Raw genomic sequence first — 9768 nt, 5'->3', positions numbered from 1 at the left:
AGATGTCGCAATCCACACCGAACCCAGAAGGCCCTCACCCGTTCAAGCACCACGAAGGCGCATGTCGCCCGTCACCAACGTCCCCGGACAGCACACCTAGAGCCTGCCGTCGCACGCCCGTCCCCGGCCCGGAGGGCAGGAGACGCGGGACGGGCAGTGCGACGACAGGCCGCGGTGCAGACGCGCGCCGCGCCCGTGCACGGGCAACTCAGCCCCAGGGCGCCGCGAAGGCCCGGCCGGGATTCACCAGGAGGATCCGCTCCACCAGGTCCTTGCCGAGGGCGCGTTCGAGCCGTGGCCGCACCCGGTGCAGCAGATACGGCATGCCGGGGCCGCCGGTCACCGACCGGGCAGCGGCGGTCGTCGTGTCGCCGCCCAGCAGCAGCCGGTCGCCGAACCCCGCGTCGGCCAGGTCCCGCATCGCGTCCGGCATGCGCCAGTCCGTGGCGTGGTGCGCCCTCGACGGGCCGTCGAAGGCGAGGTAGGCCCCCGCATCCGCGGCCTGCCGGTGCACGTCCGGGTCGGGGAAGCGGTTGAGGTGGCCGAGGACGACCCGGTCCGGCTCCACGCCCAACTCGCCGCACAGCAGGTCGAGTACGTCCAGTGCGCCCGTGCCGAGCTCCAGGTGCACGGCGATCGCCGCCCCGGTCGCCCGGTGCGCGTCGGCCGCCGCGTCCATGGTCCACCGCGCGTGCGCGTCGATCGTGTGGAAGCCGCCGGCGACCTTGATCAGCCCGGCTCGTACGCCCGAGTCGCCGATGCCGTGGTCGAGTTCACGCACGAAGAGCTCCGCGAGACGGGAGCCGGGGCGCAGCCGGCCGAGCAGCTCCGGCGGGTAGTGGGCCGCCTGGTGCAGGCCGGTCGCCGCGACCAGCCGTACCCCGGTGGCCTGCGCCAGGCGCGGCAGTTCGCCGGCGTGCCGGCCCATGCCGTGCGGTGTCCACTGCGCCACGGTGGCGCCGCCGGCCGCACGGAAGGCCCGCAGCTCCGCCTCGGCGGCGACCGGATCGTCCAGCTCCTGACCGGGCAACTGCGGACTGCTGAGGAAGAGGTGGTCGTGGGCGTCCCACGGGCCCAACGCCTCGGGCGGTACGTCGCCCTGGACCGTGCGGACGGTACGGGCGGCGCTCACCACTGCCGTCCCCCGGGCAGCAGGTCCCGCTCCGGCGCCGACAGATGCAGGACCCGGAACACCTCGCCGGGGGCCTCGGGTGCGTCGTGGTCCCACAGCGAGAAGTGCACCAGCTCCCAGTGGCGCGGATCGACGACGGCCGCCGCGCACACGGCGCCGCCCTGCGCGGCCAGCCGTCCGGCGTCCCGCACCGCCTCCTCCATCACCTCGGACAGCGGGACACCCTGGGGGACCTGCTGCCGGTGCCGTACCGCGGTCCTCACGGACGGGGAGTCCGCGCTCCCCTCCACGTACGACAGGCCTGTCCAGTGCTGCACCTCGGGGCGTCCGAAGTCGTCGACGAGCCCCTGGAAGGCTCCTCCCCACAGGAAGGAGTTCATGCCCTCCACCGTGTTCCACAGGTAGAACGGCCCGTACTGGTTGACCGGAGAGCCGTCCACTCCCCGCTCGCGCATCAGATACGCCTTGAAGCCGAGCCCCTCCCAGTCGTCGAGCAGGTGTCCGACCCGCGCCACCCTGCGGCGGACGATGTCCATGTCGTAGTCGGCGGGAAGGGTCAGCTGGTACTGCATGGCGTGCACGGGGCACCTCCTGAGGCAGTCCGGGCGGGGTACTCGTCGGCGCCGACATGGCCGGCCCAGTCCGTCGTGGTGCCGTCGTCGGCGGCCTCGACGACCGCGAGATGCGTCATGAAGGTGCCGGGCGTGGCGCCGTGCCAGTGCCACTCGCCCGGCTCGATCCACACGGTGTCGCCCGCGCGGACCTCCTCCGGCGTCCCGCCCCGGCGCTGCACCAGACCCTCGCCCTCGAGGACGTGCAGCACCTGGCCGTGCGGATGCCGGTGCCAGGCGGTGCGGGCGCCGGGCGCGAAGTGGACGTTGAACATCCGCAGCCGGGACGGGGCGGCCGGGGCCGCGATCTCGTCCAGCCAGACCGCGCCGGTGAAGTGCTCGGCCGGTCCGGGTCGGGTGTCGGGGCGTTTTCGGGTGATGTGCACAAGGTTCCTCGACGGTCGGCGGGGTGGGACGGTGCGTCTGGTCGGCCGGCGGTACGCCGGATCGGTGAGTGGGCGAGTCGATGCGTCGGCGGGTCGATGGCCCGGCGGTACGCCGGCTCAGCGTGTCGCGGACGCGGACGCGGACGCCGGGCGGAGCAGGGCGAGCAACCCCCGTACGCCCGCGTCGAAGGCGGTGGGTGACCCGTCGGCGCGGGCGAGGACGTAGCCGCCCTGCACCGTCGCGACGATCGTCGCCGCGATCTCCTCCGGGACGAGTCCGGCCGGCAGTTCGCCGGCGGAGACGCCCTCGCGGACGATCTCCGCGAGCCGGTCGCGCAACCAGTCGAGCGTCTGTGCGACCGGGGTGCGCAGCTCGTCGCTGGCGATCACGTCCGGGTCCATGGTCAGCCGCCCGACCGGGCAGCCACGGAGCACGTCGCGCTCGCGCAGCAGATACGCGGCGATGCGCTCGTACGCCGTTCCCGTGCCGCCGAGTACTGCGTCCGCGGTAGCACGCATCTCCTCGGCGGTCCGGGCGATCGCGGCGTGCGCCAGATCCGGCTTGCCCTTGAAGTGGTGGTACATGCTGCCCTGCCCGGCGCCCGCGTGCTGCTGGATCGCCTTGGGGCTGGTGCCCACGTAGCCGCGCTCCCAGAGCAGCTCGCGGGTGGACTCGATCAGACGTTCCGGGGTGCTCATGCCCTCACTGTACATACTGGTAGGTACAGAACTCAAGATCGCCGAAAGCATCCGGTCCGGAGTCCTCGGGGGACGGGCGCTGCGTTGGCGAGAGCAGCCGCCGCGCTCCCGCGTACTCCCGCGGTGGTACGCACAGTGCCGCTGGCCGTACGACGACTCGGACCCCGTTCCCGGGTGAACCTCGAAGCATCACGGCACAGGCCGTCCTCGACGCGATCGTCCTCCGCCGTCGAGACCACCGTTTGCGAGGAGATGAGACCGGATGGAGACCTTGGCGCACTGGGACGGCGGGCCCGGCCCGTGGTTCCTGTTCTTCCCGCTGATCTGGGCGGCCGTCGTCCTCGGCATCGTCACGGTCCTGCGCCGCACCGCCTGGCGCGGCGGCCGCCGCGGGCCCTGGCGCCCGTTCGCCCCGGACGACCACAACGCACCGATCGCCGTACTCGGCCGCCGCTTCGCCGCGGGCGAGATCGACGAGGACGAGTACTGGCGACGGCTGTCCGTCCTCGACGAGCAGTTCGGCCGCTCGAAGGGCGGTGCGGCATGACCGCCACGGACACGACCCCCACCGGACCGGCCGCGACCGGTCCGGCGGCGGGCCCCGACGCTCCGTCCGCCGGGACCCGCACGGCAGCCCGTGTCGTCGACGCCGTGAAGGTCTACGGCAAGGGCGACACCGCCGTGCGGGCCCTGGACGGGGTGAGCATCGGCTTCCCGGCCGGCCGCTTCACCGCGATCATGGGGCCCTCCGGCTCCGGCAAGTCGACCCTGATGCACTGCGCGGCAGGCCTCGACACCCTCACCTCCGGCGCCGCCTGGATCGGCGACACCGATCTGAGCAGCCTCGACGACCGCAGGCTCACCCTGCTGCGCCGCGACCGCATCGGCTTCGTCTTCCAGGCGTTCAACCTCGTACCGACACTGACGGTCGCCGAGAACATCTCGCTGCCGATGGACCTCGCGGGCATCCGGGGCGACCGGGAGTGGATCGACACGCTGATCGGCGTGGTCGGACTGCGGGACCGGCTGCGGCACCGGGCCGCCGAGCTCTCCGGCGGACAGCAGCAACGCGTCGCCGTGGCACGGGCGTTCGCCGGGCGGCCCGACGTCGTCTTCGCCGACGAGCCCACCGGCAACCTCGACTCCCGATCCGGCGAGGAGGTGCTGCGGCTGCTCGGTCGTGCGGTGCGCCGGATGGACCGCACCGTCGTCATGGTCACCCATGACCCGGTGGCCGCCGCCCATGCCGACGAGGTGGTCTTCCTCGCCGACGGGCGTCTGGTCGACCGGATGACCGAACCGACCGCGGAGAAGGTCCTCGACCGGATGAAGGCGTTCGATGCCACCGGCACCGAGGAGTTGCCGTCATGAGGTCGTCGGTGCGGCTCAGCATCGCCTCCCTGCGCGCCCACAGGCGCCGCTTCGCCGGTACGTTCCTCGCGGTGCTGCTCGGTGTCGCGTTCCTCACCGGCACGCTCGTCATGGGCGACACCCTGCGCGCCGCCTTCGGCACCATGTTCGGCAACGCCACCAGCGGCACCGACGCGGTGGTGCGCAGCTCCGACACCATCACCACGCCGGGGGAGGGCCAAGGGGTGCGGCGCCCCGTGGACGTGCGCCTGCTCGACCGGATCGAGAAGACCCCCGGGGTCGCCGCGGCCGTCCCGGACATCCAGGGCGCGGGCCAGCTGGTGGGCGCCGACGGCCGGCCCGTCGGCGGCCAGGGACCGCCCACCCTCGCGGGCAACTGGATCGACGACCCGGAGCTGAACGCGTACCACCTCGCCGAGGGGCGCGCCCCGGCCCGGCCCGGCGAGGTCGTCGTCAACCGCGGCGCGGCCGACAAGGGCGGTCTGAAGATCGGTGACACCACCACGCTGCGCACGCCCGACCCGGTGAAGGTGAAGATCGTCGGCCTGGCCACCTTCGGTGGCGCGGACGGCATGGCCCAGGTCACCTTCACCGGCATGACCCGGGCCGACGCCGAGAAGTACCTGGCGGCGAAGCCCGGAGAGGCCGCGTCCATCCTGGTGCGCGCCGACACGGGCACGGATCAGCAGGCCCTCGTCGACGCGCTGACCCCGGTACTGCCCAAGGGGGTCGAGGCGATCACGGGACAGCGGCTGGCGCAGGAGAACACCGACATGATCTCCGGTCAGTTCCTGAACATCTTCACGACCTTCCTGCTGGTCTTCTCGGGTGTCGCGCTGCTCGTGGCGACGTTCTCCATCCACAACACGTTCGGGATCGTCGTCGCCCAGCGCACCCGCGAGAACGCGCTGCTGCGCGCGCTCGGGGCCTCCCGCCGCCAGGTCACCGTGTCGACGCTGATCGAGGCGAGCGCGGTCGCCGTCGTCGCGTCCGCCGCCGGACTCGCCGGGGGCATCGGCATCGCGGCGGGACTCCAGGCGCTGTTCCCCGCCGTGGGCTTCCCCTTCCCGGACGGCTCCCTCGTCATCAGCGGCCTGTCGATGCTGCTGCCGTTCGCCGTCGGGGTGCTGGTCTGTCTCGGCTCGGCGCTGCTGCCTGCGCTCCGTGCCGGGCGCACGGCGCCGCTCGCCGCGATGCGCGAGACGGCCGTCGACCGGTCCGGGGCCTCCCGCGTCCGGGCCCTCGCCGGTGGCGGGCTCGGCCTCGCGGCAGTCGGACTCACGCTCGCCGGAGTCCTTCTCACCCCCTCGATCTGGCTCGCGGGTGCCGGAGCGGTGCTTTCCCTCGTCGCCTTCGTGGTGCTCGGACCGGTCGCATCCGCGACGGCGATCCGTGTCCTCGGCGGGCCGCTCGACCGGCTGCGCGGCGTGACCGGCGGCCTCGCCCGGCGCAACGCGCTGCGCAGTCCGCGGCGCACCGCGGCCACGGCCGGCGCCCTGATGATCGGGGTCGCCGTCGTCTCTCTGTTCACCGTCTTCGGCGCTTCGCTGAAGGCGACCATGAACCAGACCGTCGACCGGTCCTTCGCCGGCGATGTCGCCGTCAGCACCCCGTCGTTCGGTGCGGGCGGCAGCGGGCTCAGCCCGAAGCTCGCGCCCGCGATCGCGCAGCGGCCCGAAGTGGCCACCGCCGTGGGCCTGGGCCGGGGCGTCGCCGAGGTCGACGGGCAGGGCCGCGCCCTGACCGTCACCGATCCCGCCGCGCTCGCCAGGACGTTCGACCTCGGCACGGTGCGCGGGTCGCTCGACCGGCTCGGCCGCGACGGCATCGCCATCACCGGGAAGGAGGCGGACGAGCAGGGGCTGCGGCTGGGTTCCACCGCCCGTCTCGCCTTCCCCGACGGCGCCGAGCAGTCCTTCACGGTCCGGGCGCTGTACGACCGGTCCGAGCTGGCGGGCGACTACGTCATCACCCGTCAGGCCTGGGAACCGCACCGTGCGCAGGACTCCGACAGTGTCGTCGCGGTCACCTTCAAGGACGGCGTGAGCACCGCCGACGGCAAGGCGGCGGTCCGCAAGGTCGCGGCGGCGTACGGCAATCCGCAGGTGCAGACCCGCGACGAATACGCCCAGTCCTCGGCCGGGGGCATCGACATGATGCTCACGCTGGTCTACGCGCTGCTCGCGCTCGCGGTGCTCATCGCGCTGCTCGGCATCGCCAACACGCTCACCCTCGCCCTCCATGAACGCACCCGCGAGCTCGGACTGCTGCGGGCCGTCGGCCAGACACGGGCGCAGCTGCGGGCCATGGTCCGCTGGGAGTCCGTTCTGATCGCGGCCTTCGGCACGGCGGGCGGTCTTGCGCTCGGCGGCTTCCTGGGCTGGGTGCTGGTGAAGGCGTCCGACGCCGCATCGGACAGCTCGTTCGCCTTCGCGCTGCCGCCGACGCGACTCGTCGTCGTCGCGCTGGTCGGCCTCACGGCGGGAGCCCTCGCCGGACTGCGCCCGGCGCGCCGGGCGGCACGGCTGGACGTACTGCGGGCCATCGCCACCGAGTAGGGACACGGTCGCCGTCGTACGCGCGCCGGGCACGGGGGCCGGTGCGAGAAGCGAAAACGGAGAACGAAAACGCAGAGCGGAAGGGAGGGGACGGGGGCGCACCCGCCCGGTCAGCCGGCGATGGTCGACCGGGCGGGGGCATGTCCGGCCACCGGGACGTCGGCTGTGACGTCCAGTTCCGTGAAGGGACCGGTGGTCGCCGCCCCGTACACGGAATGTGTACGCGGTGGTCGGGTCCGCGACGGGGCCGGAAGGGTGAACCAGACGACCTTGCCCTCGTCGCCGCGCGGCCGCGCCCCCCAGCTCTCGCTCACCGCCGCGATCAGCGCGAGGCCGCGCCCGCACGTGGCGGACGGCCCGGCTGCGCACACCTGGGGGAGCCGGGGATCGCGGTCGAAGACCGACACCGTGAGCCGGTCGAGCAACAGCTGCATCTCGACGGTGCACGTCTTGTCCGGCTGGGCGTGCCGGTGAACGTTCGTGAGCAGTTCGGTGACACCGAGTGCGGCCCGGTCTATCAAGGGATCGAGCTGCCAGTAGCGCAATTGCGCCGATACGATTCTGCGGACTTGCCCGATCCGCGACGGCAGGGCTTGGAGCTCCACCGTGCAGTGCCTGCTTGGCTGGCTGATCACGGCTGCGACTCCCCGAATTGAGGTCCGGAAGAAGACGGAGAACGGATCCAGCAGGAGGCTGCGGAGCACGGCCGCCCGCTGAGATGACCGGCGGGCTGGTTCGCAGCGTTATCGCCGGTAAACCCTGAGTGACGTGACACAAGCCTGACCCAGGGGTTGCGGGCGCGCAACTCGCGCCGTGCCGTGCGCAGGTGCGGTCGTCAAGCGGGCGGGCCGGCCGTCGCCTCGGCGCGCGGGACCACTGGAGCGGTGCGGGTCCGGTGCCTCCCCGCGCCCGCCCCGCCGTCGCACCACGGTGAGCTCACCGCCGGGCGGGAGCACGCCGGCGGCTCACCACAACCACAGTCAAGCGCGCCGGCCCCCGGCCCGGCGCACGGCCTCGATGAACCTGCGGGCCGCGGGCGGACCGGACCTGCCGGGGGCGGGGTCGTCGGTACCCAGCCGGAGCACATAACGGGTGCCGTTCACCTCGGCCTTGGCGCGGCCCTCGGAGGCGAACCACGGTTTGCCGGCGCGGACCGCCTGGACCGGCGCGCTGTCGATCTCACTGCCGTAACTGGTGAGCAACTGCAGCCTGCCGTCGGTGATCCGGACCTGCCCCGCCCGGGTGAGCGACCGCATCCGCTTGCCGATCCCGACCCCCTTGGCCGTGAACTCGGGCTCCGCCATGGTGCTCGCCCCCTCCTGCGTCGTGATGCGCCCCGTCAGCGTGGCGTATGTCGTGCAGTCTGCCCCCGGCCGACGATGGACACCAGTACGCACGCGGAGGACCGCACCCGCACCGGACGAGAGCGGCCGGTCCGACTGCGCGCACCGCAGGGGGAGCGGACGGCTCCGCTGCGCACCCGGTTGTGGTGCCGGGCCCTTCGGATGTGGCGGCGCACGGGGGTGAAATGCAGACACTCCGGGTGCGGTGGTGCAGGGGGGAGATGCAGACGTTTCGGACGTGGCGGCACACGGGGCGAGGTGCGGCCGCCGGGGACCCGGCGGCACGCAGGGCGGATGCGCACGGTTCGGATGCGGCGGCGTGCGGTGCACGGCCGCCCGGCTCCGTCGCCCGCGGACCCGCCACCAGGCACTTCTTTGAGTCCCTCAAAGGGGTGTTTATGCAGGTGAGAAGCGTGCGGAAGGTGTTTATCATCGAGGCGTCCGGCCGGGCTCGAAACCGGCTCCGGCACCATACGAAGGAGCCGCGCGGTGAGCACCACACAACAGAACCCCACCGACGAACCCCTGGCCACGCTCGACGTCGACCACAGCGACGAGGCGTACCGGAGCTGGCTGAAAGAGGCCGTGCGGAAGGTCCAGGCGGATGCCAACCGCTCCGCGGACACCCACCTGCTGCGTTTTCCGCTGCCGGAGGCCTGGGGCATCGACCTGTATCTGAAGGACGAGTCCACGCACCCCACGGGCAGCCTCAAGCACCGCCTGGCGCGTTCCCTGTTCCTGTACGGGCTGTGCAACGGCTGGATCCGACCCGGCCGGCCCGTCATCGAGGCGTCCAGCGGGTCGACCGCCGTCTCGGAGGCCTACTTCGCCAAGCTGATCGGCGTCCCCTTCATCGCGGTGATGCCGCGTACGACGAGCACCGAGAAGATCCGGCTCATCGAATTCCACGGCGGCCAGTGCCACTTCGTGGACGACTCCCGCAAGATGTACGAGGAGTCGGCGGCCCTCGCCGTCGAGACCGGCGGCCACTACATGGACCAGTTCACCTACGCGGAGCGGGCGACGGACTGGCGCGGCAACAACAACATCGCCGAATCGATCTACCGCCAGATGGAGTTGGAGCGCTACCCGGAGCCCGCGTGGATCGTCGCCACGGCGGGCACCGGCGGCACGTCCGCGACGATCGCACGCTATGTGCACTACATGCAGTTCGACACCCGGGTGTGTGTCGCCGACCCGGAGAACTCGTGCTTCTTCGAGGGCTGGACGACCGGCGACCCGGACGTCACCTGTGACTGCGGCTCCCGTATCGAGGGCATCGGCCGGCCGCGCATGGAGCCGAGCTTCGTGCCCGGCGCCGTGGACCGCATGATGAAGGTGCCGGACGCCGCGAGCGTCGCCGCCGTGCGCGCCCTGGAGAAGGCGATCGGCCGCAAGGCGGGCGGGTCCACGGGCACCGGCCTGTGGAGCGCGCTGAAGATCGTCGCCGAGATGGTGGCGGCCGGCCGTACGGGCAGCGTCGTCACACTGCTGTGCGACCCGGGGGACCGGTACCTGGACAAGTACTACTCGGACGCCTGGCTGGCCGAGCAGGGACTGGACATCGCACCGTACGCGGCGGCCATCGACACGCTGCTGGCCACGGGGGTGTGGCCGGAGTAGCGGTGCCCGGGTGACCCGGGGCCGCGAACGGTGGCGGGCGGCGGC

The 9768-nt window shown here is 72.6% G+C and carries 10 protein-coding genes; 4 read left to right on the top strand and 6 right to left on the bottom strand.

The features are described from left to right. Positions 1–208: 208 nt before the first annotated feature. The 4 genes from ACWCP6_RS35165 to ACWCP6_RS35150 form a co-directional block, all read right to left on the bottom strand. A complete protein-coding gene (locus ACWCP6_RS35165; protein WP_450936707.1) occupies positions 209–1132 on the bottom strand; it encodes a phosphotriesterase family protein in 924 nt (307 codons plus the stop codon). Continuing rightward, the gene (locus tag ACWCP6_RS35160; protein ID WP_450936706.1) at positions 1129–1713 is read right to left on the bottom strand and encodes a DUF4865 family protein; all 585 of its coding nucleotides are present in this window, start codon (positions 1711–1713) and stop codon (positions 1129–1131) included. The genes ACWCP6_RS35165 and ACWCP6_RS35160 overlap by 4 nt, the downstream gene beginning before the upstream one ends. Beyond that, positions 1689–2129 (bottom strand): (R)-mandelonitrile lyase, encoded by a 441-nt coding sequence (locus ACWCP6_RS35155; RefSeq protein WP_450936705.1) that lies wholly within the window; start codon positions 2127–2129, stop codon positions 1689–1691. Before ACWCP6_RS35155 ends, ACWCP6_RS35160 begins: the two co-directional genes overlap by 25 nt. A 117-nt stretch (positions 2130–2246) precedes the next feature. Beyond that, entirely contained in the window at positions 2247–2843 is a 597-nt protein-coding gene (locus tag ACWCP6_RS35150; RefSeq protein WP_450936704.1) for a TetR/AcrR family transcriptional regulator, read from the bottom strand. 247 nt (positions 2844–3090) lie between these two features. Between ACWCP6_RS35150 and ACWCP6_RS35145 the strand changes: the two genes are divergently transcribed. The 3 genes from ACWCP6_RS35145 to ACWCP6_RS35135 are packed head-to-tail and all read left to right on the top strand — an operon-like array spanning position 3091 to position 6757. Further along, positions 3091–3375: an SHOCT domain-containing protein gene (locus ACWCP6_RS35145; RefSeq protein WP_450936703.1), complete on the top strand. Its 285-nt coding sequence runs from the start codon at positions 3091–3093 to the stop codon at positions 3373–3375. Further along, positions 3372–4199, top strand: a complete 828-nt coding sequence (locus ACWCP6_RS35140; RefSeq protein ID WP_450936702.1) for an ABC transporter ATP-binding protein — start codon at positions 3372–3374, stop codon at positions 4197–4199. The genes ACWCP6_RS35145 and ACWCP6_RS35140 overlap by 4 nt, the downstream gene beginning before the upstream one ends. Then, the gene (locus tag ACWCP6_RS35135; RefSeq protein WP_450936701.1) at positions 4196–6757 is read left to right on the top strand and encodes an ABC transporter permease; all 2562 of its coding nucleotides are present in this window, start codon (positions 4196–4198) and stop codon (positions 6755–6757) included. Before ACWCP6_RS35140 ends, ACWCP6_RS35135 begins: the two co-directional genes overlap by 4 nt. 110 nt (positions 6758–6867) lie before the next feature. Here the strand turns inward: ACWCP6_RS35135 and ACWCP6_RS35130 are convergent, their stop codons facing one another. Then, positions 6868–7392, bottom strand: a complete 525-nt coding sequence (locus ACWCP6_RS35130; RefSeq protein ID WP_450936700.1) for an ATP-binding protein — start codon at positions 7390–7392, stop codon at positions 6868–6870. 345 nt (positions 7393–7737) lie between these two features. Continuing rightward, positions 7738–8061, bottom strand: coding sequence for a hypothetical protein (locus tag ACWCP6_RS35125; protein WP_450936699.1), 324 nt, complete (start codon positions 8059–8061; stop codon positions 7738–7740). Positions 8062–8589: 528 nt separating this feature from the next. On the opposite strand from ACWCP6_RS35125, the gene ACWCP6_RS35120 reads away from it, so the two are divergent. After that, positions 8590–9723 (top strand): PLP-dependent cysteine synthase family protein, encoded by a 1134-nt coding sequence (locus ACWCP6_RS35120; RefSeq protein WP_450936698.1) that lies wholly within the window; start codon positions 8590–8592, stop codon positions 9721–9723. The last annotated feature ends 45 nt before the right edge of the window (positions 9724–9768 follow it).

It is taken from the genome of Streptomyces sp. NPDC002004 (assembly GCF_053593975.1).
The sequence above is the reverse complement of the archived record's forward strand: the minus strand, read 5'-3'. Positions and strand labels throughout refer to the sequence as shown.

Coding starts and splice junctions, on each gene's coding strand:
- ACWCP6_RS35150 (WP_450936704.1), bottom strand. CDS start 2,843: ATGTACAGTGAGGGCATGAGCACCCCGGAACGTCTGATCGAGTCCACC.
- ACWCP6_RS35145 (WP_450936703.1), top strand. CDS start 3,091: ATGGAGACCTTGGCGCACTGGGACGGCGGGCCCGGCCCGTGGTTCCTG.
- ACWCP6_RS35140 (WP_450936702.1), top strand. CDS start 3,372: ATGACCGCCACGGACACGACCCCCACCGGACCGGCCGCGACCGGTCCG.
- ACWCP6_RS35135 (WP_450936701.1), top strand. CDS start 4,196: ATGAGGTCGTCGGTGCGGCTCAGCATCGCCTCCCTGCGCGCCCACAGG.
- ACWCP6_RS35125 (WP_450936699.1), bottom strand. CDS start 8,061: ATGGCGGAGCCCGAGTTCACGGCCAAGGGGGTCGGGATCGGCAAGCGG.